This window comes from Mesorhizobium sp. M0227 (assembly GCF_040321855.1).
GTDB lineage: Bacteria > Pseudomonadota > Alphaproteobacteria > Rhizobiales > Rhizobiaceae > Mesorhizobium.
The window spans coordinates 445,546-462,470 of record NZ_JAMYSJ010000001.1; the positions used below are offsets into that span (position 1 = coordinate 445,546).

The window sequence follows — 16,925 nt, forward strand, 5'->3', positions numbered from 1 at the left end:
GGCGGTCCGGAACCTCCGGACCGCCGGGTCCTTCGAAGGCATAGAGCGGAAAGATCAGGGCGTAGCCTTGACCTCGTTCCACATGTCCGAACGCTTGAGCGGGTCCTCGACATTGTTGAGCCAGACCAGCTTGTCGTTGCCGCCGGCGCTGCCGGTTTCCGTCACCGTGTTGCCGAAGCCGGTGCGCTCGGAAAGCTCGCCGCTGACCTTCTTGCTCAGCATGAAGTCGATCCACTTCTCGGCCGCCGCATTGTCGCGGACACCCTTGGAAATGACCCAGTTGTCGAGCCAGGCGAGCGCGCCCTCGCCTGGATTGACGTAGGCGACATGAGCGCCGATCTTCTGCAGTGCCTTGACCTGCTGCTGGCCGTAATTGGCCCAGATCAGGGCCACATCATTGTTCTGGTAGATCTGCTGCGCCTCGTCGGCGGTGGTGTAGAAGCTCAGCACGTTGCGCTTGAGTTCGACCAGCTTGGCCTTGACTGCCGCCATCTGCTCTTCGTTGAGGTTGAACGGATCCTTGTAGCCGAGCGTCAGCGCCGTGAACGAGAAATTGTGCTCGCCATTGTCGTAGGCCAGAACCTTGCCCTTGTAGGCCGGGTCCCACAGAACCGACATCGAGGTCGGTGCTGGCTTGACCTTGTCGGTGTCATAGATCAGGCCGATGGAGTCGAAGCAGAACGGAATGCCGTAGACCTTGCCGTCCTTGGTCACGCCGCTCACCGCGGTCAGATCGCGGAAGCGCGGCAGCACTTCTTTCTGGTTGGCGAGCTTCGTGACGTCGATCGGCGACACCAGGTCGGCCTTGATGTAGCGCTGCAACTGGGCGGTGTTGACGGCGAAGACGTCGAAGTCCTGGCCTTCGCTTCCCTTTATCTTGGCCCAGATCTCGTCGTCGCTGCCGATGAAGACGACATCGACGCCGATGCCGGTCGCGGCGGTGAAGTCCTTGACCCAGTCGGCATCGGCGTAGCCGTCCCAGGCCAGTACCCGCAGGTTCGCGGCGAGCGCCGCCGATGTCATCAGGCCGATGCCGAGCCCGATTGTCGCTAGTCTTAGAAACGCTTTCTTCAGTCCCATTTTTAATCTCCCATTGTCGTTCTGGTGGACCGTAATTTTCGGGCCTGCGCCGTCACAGCTGGGTAACAGCGACCAGTCCCTCGTCCGGCACCGACACCATCCGGTTGCGCAGTGGCTTGCCGAATGTCTGTGCCTGGATTTCATACTCGTCGCCGGAAGCCGTCTTGACGCCGGAGGCGTAGCTCATCACCGCCGCGCCGAAGAAATAGGCATGCAGGTCGCCCGCCCTGCGGTGCATCGGGTAGCGGAAATGGAAGTGTTCGAGATTGGCGATCGAGTGCGACATGTGCGCTTCGCCCGACAGGAACTCCTGCTCCCAGATGACAGTGCCGTCGCGCAGGATGCGCGAATGGCCGCGCACTTCTTCGGGCAGGTCACCGATCAGCAGCTCGGGTCCGATGGAGCAGGAGCGAAGCTTGGAGTGGGCGAGGTAGAGGTAGTTCTCGCCCTCCGTCACATGGTCGGAATATTCGTTGCCGAGCGCATAGCCGATCCGATAGGGGCGGCCGTCCGGCCCGTTGAGATAGAGGCCGACGATCTCGGCCTCTTCGGCGCCGGCGCGCGCGAAGGCCGGCATCGGTAGCGGCGCGCCGGGCGGCACGACACAGGTGCCGACGCCCTTGAAGAACCATTCGGGCTGGATGCCGATCTGCCCGGCGGCAGGCTTGCCGCCTTCCAGGCCCATACGGAAAATCTTCAGCGAATCCGATTCCTCGGTGCCTTCGCCATGGGTCAGAACATGCATCTGGTTGCGCGCGGCGGCGCTTCCCGTGTGGGTCAGGCCGGTCCCGGTGACCAGGAAGCGCGCCGGTTCCGGATGGTCGACCGGAGCGAGCACCTGGCCATCGCGCAACAGTTGGTCGTAGTCGATTTTCGCTGTGCCCGTCTGCTTCTCAACCAGCGCTGCGATCGACGTGCCCTGGGCAATTGCCGCTTCGGCCAGCTCCAGCACGCTGCCGGTCTTTTCGAGCGGGTGCAGATGATTGCCGTCATCCGAGACACGGCCAACCCCTCTGCTGCCGTCGGCCATTCTGAACTGAACAAGACGCATGAATACTAACCTTCTTCCCTTGGAGCCGTACGGGTCACACCCAGCCCGCATCGACGATGAACTGCTGGCTCGTGCACATGCGGCTGTCGTCTGCGGCGAGAAACAGCGCCATGCGCGCGATATCGGAGGGTTGCAGCCGGTCGGGCAGGCACTGCCTTTCCGCGATCTGGCGTTCGCCGGCCGAGTTCAGCCACAGCCGCATCTGGCGCTCTGTCATCACCCATCCCGGCACCATGCAGTTGACGCGGATGCGTTCGGGGCCGAGTTCGCGAGCCAGCGCCCGCGTCATGCCGTAAACAGCCGCTTTCGCGGTGACATAGGCTGGGCAATCCGGATCGCCGACCATCCAGGTGATGGAGCCGAAATTGATGATCGAGCCGCCGCCCAGCGCGTTCATCTGTGGACGCACCGCCTGCGCCGCGAAGAACTGATGGCGCAAATTGACCGCCATGCGGTCGTCCCAGTAGGCAACCGTCACGTCCTTGGTCTGGTGGCGGTCGTCATTGCCGGCATTGTTGCACAGCGCCTGGATAGGGCCGTTGTGCTGCATCGCCTGAACGGTTGCCGCCTGCAACTCTTCGACGTTGCGCAGGTCGCAGGGAATGAACAGCGGCGCGGCATGTCCCTCGGCCGAGATCGCGTCGACCAGACGCCGGGAAGGCTCCTCGGCCATGTCGACGAAGGCGACGCGGCTGCCTTGCGCGCAGAAATGGCGCACCAGGCTTTCGCCGATGCCACTGCCGCCGCCGGTTATGAAGACGCTGCGGCCCTTGAGGCTTGGATAGATCGCATAGCCGATTTCATCCGTCATCGCGCGCCTCTCTAGTGCGAATGCCGAGGAATGCCGGCATCGCGCCGACCGACGAGAAAGTCGAAATCGCAGCCCTTGTCGGCCTGCAGCACGCGCTCGACATAAAGGCTCTGATAGCCGCCTTCCGGCGGTGCCGGCGGCTGCCAGTCACGCCGGCGGATCGCCAGCTCCTCATCCGACACCAAAAGCTCCAGCCGGCGACCGGCGACATCGAGTTCGATGAGGTCGCCGTCGCGCACCAGAGCCAGCGCGCCACCTGCGGCTGCTTCCGGCGCCACATGCAGAACCACGGTGCCGTAGGCGGTGCCGCTCATGCGCGCGTCCGAAATGCGCACCATGTCGGAGACGCCTTGCTTCAGCAGTTTTGCCGGCAGCGGCATATTGCCGACCTCGGCCATTCCTGGATAACCGCGCGGTCCGCAATTCTTTAGTACCATCACCGAGGAGGCGTCGATGTCCAGCTCCGGATCGTCGATGCGGGCGTAGTAGTGCTCGATGTTCTCGAACACCACCGCCTTGCCGCGATGTTGCATCAGCGCGGGCGTTGCCGCGGACGGTTTGATGACTGCCCCGTCAGGCGCCAGATTGCCGCGCAGGATCGAGATGCCGCCTTCCTTGGTCAGCGGCTGGCTCAGCGGCCGGATCACCTCGCTGTTGTAGTTGGGCGCGCCGTCGATCAGTTCACCGATGGTCTTGGCGCTGACGGTCATGGCGTCGCGATGAAGAAGCCCCACTTCATCAAGCGACGCCATGACCGCAGCTAGCCCCCCGGCGTAGTAGAAATCTTCCATCAGGAACCGGCCCGACGGCATCAAATCGACAATAGTTGGAATGTCCCGGCCAAGGCGGTCCCAGTCATCGAGGCTGAGATCGACACCGATCCGGTTGGCGATGGCGATCAGATGCAGCACCGCATTGGTCGAGCCACCGATCGCGCCGTTGACTCGAATGGCGTTCTCGAATGCTTCCCGGGTGAGGATCTGCGCGATTGTCACGTCCCTGCGGACGAGGTCGACGATCTGGCGTCCGGCCATTTGCGCGAGCACGCCACGGCGCGAATCCACCGCCGGGATCGCGGCATTGTCCGGCATGCCGATGCCGAGCGCCTCCACCATGCTGGCCATGGTCGAGGCCGTTCCCATCGTCATGCAACTGCCCGCAGATCGGCTTTGGCCCTGCTCGGCGGCGAGGAAGTCGGCGACCGGCATGCGGCCGGCCTTCACTTCCTCGGCGAATTTCCAGACATGGGTGCCCGAGCCGATATCCTGTCCGCGGAACTTGCCGTTTAGCATCGGCCCGCCGGAAACAGCGATGGTCGGCAGGTTGCACGACGCAGCGCCCATCAAGAGTGCCGGCGTGGTCTTGTCGCAGCCGACCAGCAGGATGACGCCGTCGATCGGATTGCCGCGGATGGACTCTTCGACATCCATGCTGACCAGATTGCGAAACAGCATGGCGGTGGGGCGCATGTTGCTCTCGCCGAGCGACATCACAGGGAATTCGAGCGGCAGGCCGCCCGCTTCATAGACGCCGCGTTTGACGTGATCGGCCAGCGCCCGCAGATGGGCATTGCATGGGGTCAGTTCCGACCAGGTGTTGCAGATGCCGATCACCGGGCGGCCATCGAAAGCGTCGGCGGGGATGCCCTGGTTCTTCATCCAACTGCGGTGCATGAAGGCGTTCTTGCCCTCACCGCCGAACCAGGCCTCGGACCGCAGCTTGCGTTTGGTGTCGGTCACGATGTCTGTTCCCGATCCTGGCGGCGCTTGTTGCGGCTTTGGACGCTGCGGCGCACGTCTTCCTCGGCATTGTCGATGAGCACCAGCAGCGCGTTTTGCGCACCAGTGGCGTCGCCGGATGCGATCTTTTCGGCCACTTCCCGATGCAGCGGCAAAGAATGACGCTGCCCGTCCGGATTGTCGTTGGAGAGGCGAAAGCTCATCACCAATGCGGTTTCGACCAGTGCCGCCAGCGAGCCGATCAGCTCATTGCCGGTCATGCGCAGGATGGTCTGATGGAACAAAAGATCGGGCTTGGCGAAGCGGTCGCCGTCGTCAACCACCGCTTCCATTTCGGCCAGCGCGGCATTGATCTCGGCAATCTGCGCCGGCGTGGCGCGTTGCGCGGCAAGTGCGGCCGACATCGGCTCGATGGCTCGGCGCAGCTCGAACAGCGCCCGGACATCGTCGGCGCTGACGCCGCCTGCGTAGCGCCATGACAGGACGTCCGGGTCGAGGAAATTCCAGTCGGCACGGGGACGCACCCTTGTGCCGGTCTTCGGCCGCGATTCGACCAGTCCCTTGCCGGCCAGCACCTTGATCGCCTCGCGCAGCACCGTGCGGCTGACCCCCAGCATCTCGCTGGAATCGTCGGCATTGGGCAGTGCCTCGCCGGGCAGGAAATCGCCCTGCACGATGCGCAATCCGATCTGTTCGACGACGGTCGCGTGCAACGCCGTCGAGCCGCTGGAGACCGCGACCGCAACCCTCGACGTGCGCGCCGTGCTGAAAGATTTCTTATTCTTCATACTATTCATATGATATGTCTTATCGGCATTGCGACTGGAGTCAAGGGAGGGGGAATGCCGGTGACAAAGAATTCCGCTGCCGTTGCCGAGCGGCATCAAGAGCTGGTCTCGATCAGCGATGGCATTGCGACTGTAGAGATTGCCCCGGCCGCCGGCGGCGCGCTGGCGTCGTATCGCTGGCGGCAAAACGGATCCGTCGTGGATTGGCTGCGTCCTGCGGATCAGGCGGCGATCGACAGCCGCGATGCCGGCGCCATGGCCTGCTTCCCGCTGGTTCCCTATTCCAATCGCATAAGGGGCGGGCGCTTCGCATTCGCGGGCCGCACCGTCGAACTGCCGACCAGCCCGGAAGATCCGCATCATGAGCATGGCCATGGCTGGCGTCGGCCATGGACAGTCGTCCGGCACGAAGCCAGCACCACCCTCCTATCTTATCGCCATGCCGCCGATTCCTGGCCGTGGAGCTATGAGGCAAGGCAAGCGATCTCGCTGGTCGATGGCGGGCTGATCATTGCCCTTTCGCTGCGCAATCTCTCGGACATGCCGATGCCGGCAGGCTTCGGCCTCCATCCCTATTTCCCGTCGACACCGTGGACACATGTCCAGGCGCAGGTATCCGGCATGTGGGAGACCGATGCGGAAATCCTGCCCACCCGGCACGTCCTTCCGCCAGCTGGTTCCAACCCGACCACGGGCTTCGACGTGTTGGAGACGGACTTCGACACGGTCTTCACCGGATGGACGCGCCGCGCCCGGATCTCCTGGCCGGAGCGTGGGCGGCAACTGGACATCGAGGCCGAAGCGCCGCTCGATTTCCTCGTCCTCTACACGCCGCCCGGCGAGCCGTTCTTTTGCGCCGAACCGGTCAGCAACATCACCGATGCCTTCAATCGCAGGAACGCGGGCATCGACACTGGCTGCATGGTACTTGCACCCGGGCAAATGCGATCCGCAAGCGTTCGCTTCACGCCTTCGCAGGCGGCCTGATCGCCAATCTGAGCCGCATCAACTGCTTTGACTTGCCGCTTCGCGGATGGTCTGCAGCAGGATGGAGAAGGCCGGCGAGGGGGCCGTGTCGGTGCGCATGGTCAGGCCGACCGGTCCCTTGGTTTCCTCGGTGTTGACCGGCAAGGCGACGAAGGCGCCGCTGCCGAGTTCGTTGGCAACGACGCCAGCCGAAATGATCCAGACGGCATTGCTCTGCCGCAGGAAGGCGCGGCCGAAGGAGTCCGAGACGGTTTCGATCTCGGTTGCCGGCGCCGTCATGCCGTTGGTGATGAACAGGCGGTCGACGAAGGGGCGGATGACCGATTCCCGCGTCGGCATCAGCATCGGGAATTCGTCGAGCCGTGCAAACACATCCTGTCCCGGATCGAGTAACGGGTGTCCCGCGCGCACCACGAACAGCACTGGTTCAGAATAGAGGTGCTCGAAGAAGAAGCCGGTCATGTTCTCCGGTGCCGCCAGCCGTCCGACGACGAGATCTAACGTGCCGGTGCGCAACTGTTCGAGCAGCACCGAATTCTCGCCGGTGACGATCTTGATCGCCGCACCGGTGCCCTCTTCGAGGAACAGGCTCATGGCAAGCGGCATCACACGCGCCGACACTGTCGGCAGCGCGCCGATGCGAATCGGGGGCCGGCTGACCGCTCCGTCCTGGCGGACGGAATCGACGCCGCGTCTCAATGCTGTGATCGCAGTACCCGCATGGCCAAGGAAGATTTCGCCCAGCCGTGTCACCTTGATACCGCGGCCATCGCGTTCGACCATAGCGACGCCGAGCGCCTCTTCCAGTTCGCGCAATGTCTTGGTCACAGCCGGCGGACTGACATGCAGCAAGTCGGCCGCTCGTGCCACGCTTCCCTGCCGCGCAACTTCCAGGAATGCCTGCAGGTGACGGAACCGGATGCGGCTATGGGACATGGATTGATAACCCATGAGTTAATGAAACGACGCAAAATATCATTTTACCGAACCAAACGCCTTGTGCAATGTGGAGGCGGAGGACCAAAACCGTGCCATTCGTCACCATCGGCGGCATCACGCTGCACCATCGCCACACCAAGGCGGCCGGCAATGCGCGCCCTATCATATTCATCAATTCACTGGGCACCGACTTCCGGATCTGGGACGAAATTGTCTCGGCGCTCGATGGTGAAATGCCGCTGCTGGTCTATGACAAGCGCGGCCATGGGCTGTCCGATATCGGCGACATCAGGTCGATCGACGATCATGTCGATGATCTTTCGGCGCTCATCGATCATTTCGGCTTGAGCAAGGTCGTGCTGTGCGGCCTGTCGGTCGGCGGCATGATCGCTCAGGGGCTTTATGCCAGGCGCCCCGATATCGTAGAGGCCATGATCCTTTGCGACACGGCACACAAGATCGGCACGACGGACAGCTGGAATACACGCATCGCGACGGTCGAAAGCAAGGGCATCCAAGCGATTGCCGATGGCGTGCTCAAAGTATGGTTCACCGCCGCCTTCCACGCGGCGCGTGTGGCCGAGCTCGACGGCTATTGGAACATGATGACGAGGCAAGCGCTTGCAGGTTACGTCGGCACTTGCGCGGCCGTTCGCGATGCGGATTTCACCGATGCCGCACGCCGGATCGCGGTGCCGACGCTCTGCGTCGCCGGCGACCAGGATGGCTCGACGCCTCCCGATCTCGTCCGCTCGCTGGCCGAGCTGATCCCCGCCGCGCGCTTCCAGATCATCCGCGACGCCGGACACATTCCTTGCGTCGAACAACCCGAAGCGCTGGTCGCCCTGATCCGCAGTTTTATCGCGTCGCTTGCCCCTGGAGCAGAAACCCATGGATGAAGTCCCCGGCGACGCAGCCAGATATCGCAAGGGGCTTGCGGTGCGGCGCTCGGTGCTCGGCGACCGGCATGTCGACCGGGCCGAAATTGCCGCCACCGATTTCGACCAGCCTTTCCAGGAGCTGATCACCGAGGCTGCCTGGGGAACCGTGTGGGCGCGGCCGGGCTTCACAAAGCGTGAGCGTTCGATCGTCACGCTGGCGCTGCTGGCCGCACTCGGCCATGATGAGGAGATCGCCATGCATGTGCGCGCCACCGTCAACACCGGTGCGTCGCGCGACGACGTCTGCGAGGCGTTCCTGCATGTCGCCATCTATGCCGGCGTGCCGGCCGCCAACCGTGCCTTCAGAATAGCCAAGGACGTGTTTTCGGAAATGGACGGAGCCAGGAATGCCCGCTGAGTCCGGCTCGACGAGGCCCGAGACCGGCGCCTTCTTCCGGCGCGATCGGACCTGGCATCCGCCGGCTCTGACGCCGAATTATAAGACCTCGATGCTGCGCTCGCCGCAAAAAGCCCCCCTCGTCTTCGACAACACGCTGTCGGAGATTGCAGGCCCCGTTTTCGGCCACGCAATATTGGGCGAACTTGACGCCGACCTGATCCACAATTTCGCCAGGCCCGGCGAGAGCGCGCTCGGCGAGCGGATTATCGTCCATGGCCGAGTGCTCGACGAGCGAGGCGTTGGCGTGCCCGGCGCGCTGCTCGAATTCTGGCAGGCCAATGCCGGCGGCCGCTATCGCCACAAGAAGGATGGCTATCTGGCGCCGCTCGACCCGAATTTTGGCGGCTGCGGCCGAGCCCTCACCACCGAGGACGGCGGCTATGCGTTTCGCACCGTCAAGCCTGGACCCTATCCCTGGCCGAATGGGCCGAACGACTGGCGCCCCTCGCACATTCATTTCTCGGTGTTCGGCCACGGCTTTGCCCAGCGGCTGATCACGCAGATGTATTTCGAGGGCGACCCGCTGATCTGGCAGTGCCCGATCGCGCGCGGCATTCCCGACAAGGCAGCCGTTGAGACGCTGATCGCCGCGCTCGACATGCAAGCGACGATCCCCTTCGACGCGCGCGCCTACAAGTTCGACATCGTGCTGCGCGGGCGCCGCGCGTCGCTGTTCGAAAACAGGCTGGAGGGCAATTGATGGCCCAGTCGCTCGACCGGCTCAGGGAAAGCCCTTCGCAGACCGCCGGACCCTACGTCCATATCGGGCTGACACCCAATTTCTGCGGCATCGGCGGCGTCTATCCCAGTGATCTCGGCGCCACCATGGTCAACGACAAGACCAAGGGCGAGCGCATCGGCCTGCGCATCCGGGTGCTCGATGGCACCGGCACGCCGCTCAAGGACGCGCTGATCGAGATCTGGCAAGCGGATGCGGATGGGCTCTACAATTCGCCGGCCGAACTGCGTGGTGCTGCCGATCCGAATTTCTTCGGCTGGGGCCGTTGCCCGACCGATATGGACACCGGCCTCTGCACGTTCGAGACGGTCAAGCCTGGCCGCGTCCCGTTCAACGATGGTCGCCTGATGGCGCCGCATATCACGCTCTGGATCGTCGCCCGCGGCATCAATCTCGGCCTGCACACAAGGCTGTATTTTTCCGATGAGGAAAAGGCCAATGCTGAAGATCCGATCCTCGCGCGTATCGAGCACCGCGTCCGCGTGCCGACGCTAATCGCCGAGCGCAAGGGCGATACCTACATCTTCGATGTCCATCTCCAGGGGGAGAAGGAAACGGTCTTCTTCGATAGCTGATGCTCAGGAGGCCTGTGACATGACTGTATCGCCTTTCGACCATCCGCTGCTCTCCGCTCTTCTCGGCGACGAAGAAGCGGCGAGGCATTTTTCCGTTGAGGCGGAAATCGAGGCCATGCTGGCCTTTGAACAGGCGCTGTCGCAAGCGGAGGCCGATAACGGGATAATCCCCAAGGATGCCGGGGCAGCGATCGTGGCGGCGCTTGGCACCTTCCGGCCGGACACGGCTCTGCTGCGAGCCGGGGTCGCCAAGGACGGCGTCATGGTGCCGGAGCTGGTGCGCCAGATCAGGGCTGCGGTCGGCGAACCGCATGGCCGGAAAGTGCATTTCGGTGCGACCAGCCAGGATGTGATCGACACCGGCCTGATGCTTCGGCTGAAATCCGTCGTCGAGCATCTCGATCTGCTGTTGACCGAAACCGTCATACGCCTCGCTTCGCTCAAAGAGCGTTTTGGCGGCAGGGCGCTGACCGGGATGACGCGCATGCAGAAGGCGCTTCCGATCAAAGTGGCCGATCGCGTCAGGGTGTGGCGGGCGCCGCTGCAACGGCATCAGGAGAGGCTATCCGAGCAGTCCAGGCGTCTGCTGGTGGTGCAATTCGGCGGTGCCGCCGGCACGCTGGAAAAGCTTGATGACAAGGGGCCGGCGGTGCGCGCGGCACTTGCCGCCAGGCTTGGTCTTGGCGACGCACCGCAGTGGCACAGCCAGCGTGACGCGCTCGCCGACTTTGCCGGCCTGATGTCATTGGTATCAGGCAGCCTCGGCAAGTTCGGCCAGGACATCGCGCTGCTGGCGCAAGGTGGAACCGAGATCGAGCTTTCCAGTGGCGGCGGCTCGTCGGCCATGCCGCACAAGAAGAACCCGGTGAAGGCCGAAGCGCTGGTGGCGCTTGCCCGCTTCAACGCCACGCAGCTTGCCGGCATGCATCACGCGCTCGTGCATGAGCAGGAGCGGTCGGGTGCTGCCTGGACGCTGGAGTGGCTATTGCTGCCGCAGATGGTCGTCGCAACGGCCGCGTCGCTGCGCCTTGCCGCCGAACTGGCCGCACAGGTCGAAAGTCTCGGCCACTGATGCGCACGCAAATCGTCGTCATCGGGTCCGGGCCGTCCGGGCTGCTGCTTGGGCAACTGCTGGCCGGCATCGGCGTAGAGACGGTCATTCTGGAACGTGCGAGCCGCGAGCACGTGCTTGGCCGCGTGCGGGCAGGGGTGCTCGAACAGGGCACCGTCGAATTGCTGGAACAGGCCGGCGCGGCGGCAAGGCTGCATGCCGAAGGGCTGCCGCACACTGGCATCTCGCTCGCCTTCGACGGACGCTTGCATCGCATCGACCTCGAGGCGCTGACCGGCGGCAGGCATGTCACCGTCTATGGCCAGACCGAGGTGACGCACGATTTGATGGACAAGCGCGACGCGGCAGGGCTGACCACGATCTACGAGGCGGCAAATGTCGCTCTGCACGATTTCGACGGCACCGCGCCTTTCGCCACCTATGACAAGGACGGCGTCACGCATCGCATCGACTGCGACTTCGTTGCCGGCTGCGACGGCTATCATGGCGTCAGCCGCAAATCGGTGCCCGAGCGTGCGCTAAAAATCTTCGAGCGGCGGTATCCGTTCGGCTGGCTCGGCGTGCTGGCCGAGGTGCCGCCAGCCGACCGCGAACTGGTCTACGCCAATCACGAGCGGGGTTTTGCGCTGTGCTCGATGCGCTCGACGCATCGCAGCCGCTACTATGTGCAGTGCCCGCAGGACGATCGCGTGGAGGCGTGGTCGGATGAGCGCTTCTGGGACGAGTTGCGCCGCCGCTTGCCGGAGCAGACGGCGGCAAATGTCGTCACTGGACCGTCCTTCGAGAAATCGATCGCGCCGCTGCGCTCCTTCGTTGCCGAGCCGCTGCGCTTCGGCCGGCTCTTCCTGGTCGGTGATGCCGCCCACATCGTGCCGCCGACCGGCGCCAAGGGCCTCAACCTCGCCGCCAGCGACGTGCGCTATCTCTTTGCCGGCCTGCACGATTTCTATCGCGACAAGTCAACGGCCGGCATCGACGCCTATTCAGGCAAGGCTCTGGCACGGGTCTGGAAAGCGGTGCGTTTCTCCTGGTGGATGACGACGATGCTGCACCGCTTTCCAGACACCGGCGAGTTCGGCCAGCGCATCCAGGAGGCCGAACTCGACTACCTCGTGCAGTCACGTGCCGCATCGACCGCGCTCGCCGAGAACTATGTCGGCCTGCCGTACTGAGGGCCGCGGATCATCCGGCGCCTTGCTGCCTGGCAAAGTCCGACAGCATCGGGCGCTGCCCTTTGAGGATCTTCACCTCGGCCTCGGCCAAGGTGAACCAGCCCGCTCTGTCCACCTCCGGGAACTCCTTCAGGAATCCCGACCTTGGCGGCCATTCCATGGTAAAAATGTTGCTCGTGATGGCGGCGACATCAATGTCGGCGGTCGCCTCGACAGACCAGGCCATGACGATCTTTCCGCCTGGTTGCCTGTAGTCGCCGAGACGCGTGAAGGACCCATCGACCCTGATGCCGAGCTCTTCCTCGGTCTCGCGCTGCGCTGCCGCCAACTCGTCCTCGTTCTCGCCGATGAGGCCCTTCGGTATCGACCACGCACCGTCGTCCTTCTTCGCCCAAAACGGTCCGCCCGGATGAACCAGCAACACCCTGAGATCGCCGTCGCCGCGGCGATAGATCAGCAATCCCGCACTGCGTTTTGCCATTGTGATACGTCCGTTTGCGAAGCCGGCAGCCTGCCGATGGTCCTTGAATCGTTGACGCGAACCTTGCACCTAGGGATTGCGACGCTATGTCAGGTTCGTCTGCATTGCACCTCACCCGCGAGTCCGGCAATCTGATACCATCGCTTATTTGGCGGCTCGAAGGCTAGGTGACGATGCAACTCGGTCTTATTGGCTACTATAGCGACTTCGTCGTGTATCCGCTGGTAATCGCCGTGCTGGCAGTGGCCGGGCTGCTCGAGGCCGGCGAAGAGAGTGCACCAGGCTGGATCGGCACGGTCCTCGCCTGTCTAGGCCTCTGGACGCTGATCGAGTATGTGCTGCACAGGTTCGTTCTTCACCATATTCCCTACATCAAGGACCTGCATGATCGTCACCATGTCGAGGAGCGCAGTTCGGTGGGCACCCCGACCTGGCTCAGCCTCGGGGTGCATGCGCTGATCGCGTTTGTGCCCGTTTGGGTGGTCTCGGACTTCGCAACCGCGAGCGCGGTAAGCTGCGGGCTGATGCTGGGGTACCTCTGGTACATCAGCATCCACCACATGATCCATCACTGGCACCCCGCCCATCCGAGCTATCTCTACACGCTCAAGCGCCGACACGCCGTGCATCATCATGTCGACGAAAACGCCAATTTCGGCGTGACGTCGATATTCTGGGATCGGGTTTTCGGGACGGCGCGGCTCTAGTCCGAGGCCAGACCAACCCCAACCGTTCAACGCCTCTTCCCGCGACCGCCGGGAGACTTGGCTCCGCGGGGGCCGCTCTGAACCGGCGTGTTGTTCTGGTTCTCGTCGGACAGTTTTCGCCAGCGGGCAAGGCGCTCCGGATCGAGCGTCCCGGCCTTTAAGGCAGCCTGCACAGCGCAGCCCGGCTCATGCACATGCGTGCAGTCGCGGAACTTGCAGAGCGGCGCGAGCTCGGTGATTTCGGCAAACAGCGTGTCGATGCCGGAGGCGACGTCGCTGACCTGCAAAGTCCGCATGCCCGGCGTATCGATCACCCAGCCGCCGCCGGCAATGGCGTGCAGCGATCGCGACGTGGTGGTGTGGCGTCCCTTGGAATCGTGCTCGCGAATGCCTCCGGTCTGTTGCGGCGATTGCTGCGCCGATCCGGCCAGCGTGTTGACCAGCGTCGATTTGCCGACGCCGGAGGAGCCGATCAGCGCCACCGTCTGGCCGACACCGCACCAGGCAGCCAGGACGGTTGCCGCATCCGATGTGCGGGGGTTCAGCATCACGACCGGCAATCCACGCTGCAGCGCGGCAGCCTGCCTTTCATAGCTCCCGGCGTCTTCAGCGGTATCGGCCTTGGTCAGCAGGATCACCGGCGTCGTTCCGGCCTCGTTGGCCAGCGCCAGGTAGCGCTCGAGGCGGGCGGGGTTGAAGTCGGCATTGCACGAGGTGACGATGAACAGCGTGTCGACATTGGCCGCGGCAAGCTGCGGCACCCTGCCGCCCTGGGTGCGGCGTTCCAGCACCGTCTTGCGGGACAGGCGGCGCTGGACAAGGTGTTCATGCCCATCGACCAGCACCCAGTCGCCGACCGCATAGTCACCGGTGTTCGCCTGCGCCGGCAGCGTCAGATCGACCGGCCCTGCCTGCGACAGGCCGGTCAGGCGATCGCGGTGGACGGTGGCGATCCGCGTCGGCACGAGATCGGCGTCGTCGGGCTCGAGCTGATCAGCGAAAAAATCCGTCCAGCCCAGGCTGGCGAGAGATGGCATGGAAGAATCCGTCACGGCTTTGACCACGGCGTCGCAGACATCGGACAGTATCCCTGGCAGGTGGCGAACGGGCGAGGCGATTGCCCAAGCCGTGTATGGGCGGCATGGCGACATTTGGCAAGCAGGCCCGTAGCCGAGAGCGAGCGGCAAGCTTCTGCAGCCTATCCCTTGATAGTCGAACTGACGATCAAGTCGACGAAACAGCGCTGTCCGAAAGCGTTTGGCGGGAAAACGGCGGCGAGCCACGTCAGCTTTAAACGTTAACAAATAATTTGACGCATGCAATTTTTTTGCGCTCTATTGGTAACCGTGAAAATTGACTGAATAAGTTCTGTCGAGCATTGTCGCATCCGGTCAACGGCCGCATGACTGGTGGCGGGGCCGATCATGGCAGGGGATCAGGAATATATCGATGGCGGAGAAGACACACCGCACGATGGACGACTTCGCCCAGGCATGCGGCGTGTCCCGGCCGACGCTGTCCAAATATTTCGACGATCCGGCGAGCGTGAAGCCGGCGACGCGGGCGCGCATCGAAGCCGCCCTGCGCTCCTCGGACTATCAGCCCAACCTTTTCGCCCGCAATCTCAATCGCAAGCGCACCCGCAACATCGGCATCGTCGTGCCGACGATCACCGATCCGTTCTACGCCGAGATGGTCAGCCGCATCGAATTTCGCTGCCGCGACGAAGGCTACTGGCCGATCGTCATCTCCTCGCATGGTTCGCCGAAGCTGGAGGCGGAGTCGGTCAGGACGCTGCTGTCCCTGAAGGTCGCCGGCGCGATCATCGCCCCACTGGGTCTGGCTTCCGACCGCGGCGTCTTCGACAAGCTCGGGCAGGACATTCCGATTGTCTATTTCGACACCTATATCGAGGGCGATACGCCGTTCGTCGGCAACGACAACCGGCAGAGCGTCTCGACCATCGTCGACTATCTCTGCCGTTCGGGTGAGCCGCCGGTCTATCTCGACATCCCACACGTCAACCACAACTCCGGCGAACGCCAGGAAAGCTACATCGTCGCGATGGAGACCGCCGGGATCAAGCCGGTCGTCATCGAGGCCGCCCGCGATTACACCTGGGACTTCGAACGCATCGGCTACGAGCAGACGGAAAAAATGCTGGAGGCCGGCGCCTTGCCCGGCCGCACCATCCTGTGCGCCAACGATCGTCTCGCCTTTGGCGTGATGGCAGCCGCGTACTCGCGCGGCCTGAAGGTCGGCCGCAGGCCCGATTGCGATCTGCGCGTCGCTGCGCATGACGATCATCCGCTGAGCCGCTACACCTGCCCGGCGCTGACCACCATGGCGCAGGATTTCGCCGCCATGGCCGGGCGCAGCGTCGAGATCCTGCTGGCCTTGCTGGACGAGGCCGATCCCCCGAAGCAGGGCATGGCGCGCACCGTCAAGCTCGGCGCCACCCTGGTGATGCGTCAGTCGGCCTGAGCGACCGGCGTCAGCTTTTCTCGAACTGGCGCCAGGCCGCCACCGCCTCGGCCACCGCTTGCCGGGCAGCGGGGATATGGCGTCCCATCGAGACGAAGCCGTGGATCTGGCCCGGCCATTGCCGCAGGATGAGCGGAACGCCCGCGGCTTGCAGGCGCGCCGCATAGGCTGCCCCTTCGTCGGCGAGGATGTCGCAGCCGGCAAGCGCCACAAAAGCCGGCGCCGCGCCGGCGAGGGCAGGCGCCAGCAAGGGCGAGACGCGCCAGTCCGTGATATCGTCGGGCGTTCGCAAATAATGGTCGCGGAACCAGGCCATGGTGGTTGCGGTGAGCCCGAAGCCGTCGCCGAAACGCCGGTAGCTGTCGGATGTCTGCCGCGCGTCGGTGTTGGGGTAGATCAGGATCTGCGCGGCAAGGGCTGGCGCCAGCCCATCGCGGGCGAGCAGCGCCAGCACGGCGGCGAGGTTGCCGCCGGCACTGTCGCCGGCCACACCGATGCGCGCCTTGTCGATGCCGAGATCGGCGGCGTTCTCGGCCAGGAAACGAAGAGTTGCCAAACAATCCTCGAGCCCGGCGGGAAATTTATGGTCCGGCGCCAGGCGATAGTCAGGACAGACAATGACGGCGTTGCCGAGATTGGCCATCAGGCGACAGATCTCGTCATGCGAATCGAGGTTGCCGATGACCCAGCCGCCGCCATGCAAATAGAGCAGCGCCGGCGCCCCGCTTTGCGGTGCGCCGATGCCGCGATGGATGCGGAGCGCAATAGGCCCATTCGGCCCGTCGATCTGCCGTTCCTGGGTCGCAGCGACCGGCTCGTGCTCACCCTGTAGCGCCGGGAACGAGGCGTTGTAGGCAGTTCGCGCCGCCGCCACGCTGCCGGTCTCGAATGGCTCGCCGCCGGCTGCACGACCAATTTCGAGGACGCGCAGCGCATCCGGATCGAGCGTCATGATCATA

At 63.9% G+C, this 16,925-nt stretch carries 18 protein-coding genes; 9 read left to right on the top strand and 9 right to left on the bottom strand.

What is annotated here, in order from left to right; translation table 11 throughout:
• Positions 1 to 54: 54 nt before the first annotated feature.
• From NKJ00_RS01965 to NKJ00_RS01985, 5 genes are read right to left on the bottom strand one after another with little or no spacing between them, the layout of a single operon-like run.
• Positions 55 to 1,080, bottom strand: coding sequence for an ABC transporter substrate-binding protein (locus NKJ00_RS01965; protein WP_352609328.1), 1,026 nt, complete (start codon positions 1,078 to 1,080; stop codon positions 55 to 57).
• A 52-nt stretch (positions 1,081 to 1,132) separates the two neighbouring features.
• Positions 1,133 to 2,131, bottom strand: a complete 999-nt coding sequence (gene araD1 / locus NKJ00_RS01970; RefSeq protein WP_352609329.1) for an AraD1 family protein — start codon at positions 2,129 to 2,131, stop codon at positions 1,133 to 1,135.
• A gap of 34 nt (positions 2,132 to 2,165) precedes the next feature.
• A complete protein-coding gene (locus NKJ00_RS01975) occupies positions 2,166 to 2,942 on the bottom strand; it encodes an SDR family NAD(P)-dependent oxidoreductase (RefSeq protein WP_128302381.1) in 777 nt (258 codons plus the stop codon).
• An 11-nt stretch (positions 2,943 to 2,953) separates the two neighbouring features.
• A complete protein-coding gene (locus tag NKJ00_RS01980) occupies positions 2,954 to 4,681 on the bottom strand; it encodes an IlvD/Edd family dehydratase (protein WP_352609330.1) in 1,728 nt (575 codons plus the stop codon).
• On the bottom strand, positions 4,678 to 5,469 hold the full coding sequence (locus NKJ00_RS01985; protein WP_128302383.1) for a FadR/GntR family transcriptional regulator: 792 nt from the start codon (positions 5,467 to 5,469) through the stop codon (positions 4,678 to 4,680). Before NKJ00_RS01985 ends, NKJ00_RS01980 begins: the two co-directional genes overlap by 4 nt.
• A 60-nt stretch (positions 5,470 to 5,529) precedes the next feature.
• Here NKJ00_RS01985 and NKJ00_RS01990 point away from each other — a divergent pair, with 60 nt between their 5' ends.
• Positions 5,530 to 6,456 carry an aldose 1-epimerase gene (locus NKJ00_RS01990; RefSeq protein WP_352628500.1) on the top strand — a complete coding sequence of 309 codons (927 nt, stop codon included), beginning with the start codon at positions 5,530 to 5,532 and terminating at the stop codon, positions 6,454 to 6,456.
• 18 nt (positions 6,457 to 6,474) lie between these two features.
• On the opposite strand, the gene pcaQ is transcribed toward NKJ00_RS01990, so the two are convergent.
• Positions 6,475 to 7,392: a pca operon transcription factor PcaQ gene (gene pcaQ, locus NKJ00_RS01995; protein ID WP_352628502.1), complete on the bottom strand. Its 918-nt coding sequence runs from the start codon at positions 7,390 to 7,392 to the stop codon at positions 6,475 to 6,477.
• Between the two features lie 92 nt (positions 7,393 to 7,484).
• Between pcaQ and pcaD the strand changes: the two genes are divergently transcribed.
• From pcaD to pobA, 6 genes are read left to right on the top strand one after another with little or no spacing between them, the layout of a single operon-like run.
• Entirely contained in the window at positions 7,485 to 8,294 is an 810-nt protein-coding gene (gene pcaD / locus NKJ00_RS02000; protein ID WP_352628505.1) for a 3-oxoadipate enol-lactonase, read from the top strand.
• The gene (gene pcaC / locus NKJ00_RS02005) at positions 8,287 to 8,694 is read left to right on the top strand and encodes a 4-carboxymuconolactone decarboxylase (RefSeq protein ID WP_127291158.1); all 408 of its coding nucleotides are present in this window, start codon (positions 8,287 to 8,289) and stop codon (positions 8,692 to 8,694) included. The genes pcaD and pcaC overlap by 8 nt, the downstream gene beginning before the upstream one ends.
• On the top strand, positions 8,684 to 9,436 hold the full coding sequence (pcaH, locus tag NKJ00_RS02010) for a protocatechuate 3,4-dioxygenase subunit beta (RefSeq protein ID WP_023808805.1): 753 nt from the start codon (positions 8,684 to 8,686) through the stop codon (positions 9,434 to 9,436). The genes pcaC and pcaH overlap by 11 nt, the downstream gene beginning before the upstream one ends.
• The gene (gene pcaG, locus NKJ00_RS02015; RefSeq protein ID WP_352628507.1) at positions 9,436 to 10,050 is read left to right on the top strand and encodes a protocatechuate 3,4-dioxygenase subunit alpha; all 615 of its coding nucleotides are present in this window, start codon (positions 9,436 to 9,438) and stop codon (positions 10,048 to 10,050) included. The genes pcaH and pcaG overlap by 1 nt, the downstream gene beginning before the upstream one ends.
• 19 nt (positions 10,051 to 10,069) lie before the next feature.
• On the top strand, positions 10,070 to 11,122 hold the full coding sequence (locus NKJ00_RS02020) for a 3-carboxy-cis,cis-muconate cycloisomerase (RefSeq protein ID WP_352628508.1): 1,053 nt from the start codon (positions 10,070 to 10,072) through the stop codon (positions 11,120 to 11,122).
• The gene (gene pobA / locus NKJ00_RS02025; RefSeq protein ID WP_023808802.1) at positions 11,122 to 12,294 is read left to right on the top strand and encodes a 4-hydroxybenzoate 3-monooxygenase; all 1,173 of its coding nucleotides are present in this window, start codon (positions 11,122 to 11,124) and stop codon (positions 12,292 to 12,294) included. The genes NKJ00_RS02020 and pobA overlap by 1 nt, the downstream gene beginning before the upstream one ends.
• A gap of 10 nt (positions 12,295 to 12,304) precedes the next feature.
• Here the strand turns inward: pobA and NKJ00_RS02030 are convergent, their stop codons facing one another.
• Entirely contained in the window at positions 12,305 to 12,775 is a 471-nt protein-coding gene (locus NKJ00_RS02030) for an NUDIX hydrolase (protein ID WP_023808801.1), read from the bottom strand.
• Positions 12,776 to 12,948: 173 nt separating this feature from the next.
• On the opposite strand from NKJ00_RS02030, the gene NKJ00_RS02035 reads away from it, so the two are divergent.
• On the top strand, positions 12,949 to 13,482 hold the full coding sequence (locus NKJ00_RS02035) for a sterol desaturase family protein (RefSeq protein WP_023808800.1): 534 nt from the start codon (positions 12,949 to 12,951) through the stop codon (positions 13,480 to 13,482).
• A gap of 26 nt (positions 13,483 to 13,508) precedes the next feature.
• On the opposite strand, the gene rsgA is transcribed toward NKJ00_RS02035, so the two are convergent.
• On the bottom strand, positions 13,509 to 14,519 hold the full coding sequence (rsgA, locus tag NKJ00_RS02040) for a ribosome small subunit-dependent GTPase A (protein ID WP_352628509.1): 1,011 nt from the start codon (positions 14,517 to 14,519) through the stop codon (positions 13,509 to 13,511).
• A 412-nt stretch (positions 14,520 to 14,931) separates the two neighbouring features.
• Here rsgA and NKJ00_RS02045 point away from each other — a divergent pair, with 412 nt between their 5' ends.
• Positions 14,932 to 15,966: a LacI family DNA-binding transcriptional regulator gene (locus NKJ00_RS02045; protein WP_352628510.1), complete on the top strand. Its 1,035-nt coding sequence runs from the start codon at positions 14,932 to 14,934 to the stop codon at positions 15,964 to 15,966.
• A gap of 10 nt (positions 15,967 to 15,976) precedes the next feature.
• Here NKJ00_RS02045 and NKJ00_RS02050 read toward each other — a convergent pair whose 3' ends face one another.
• Positions 15,977 to 16,918, bottom strand: coding sequence for an alpha/beta hydrolase (locus NKJ00_RS02050; protein ID WP_352628511.1), 942 nt, complete (start codon positions 16,916 to 16,918; stop codon positions 15,977 to 15,979).
• Positions 16,919 to 16,925 lie beyond the last annotated feature (7 nt).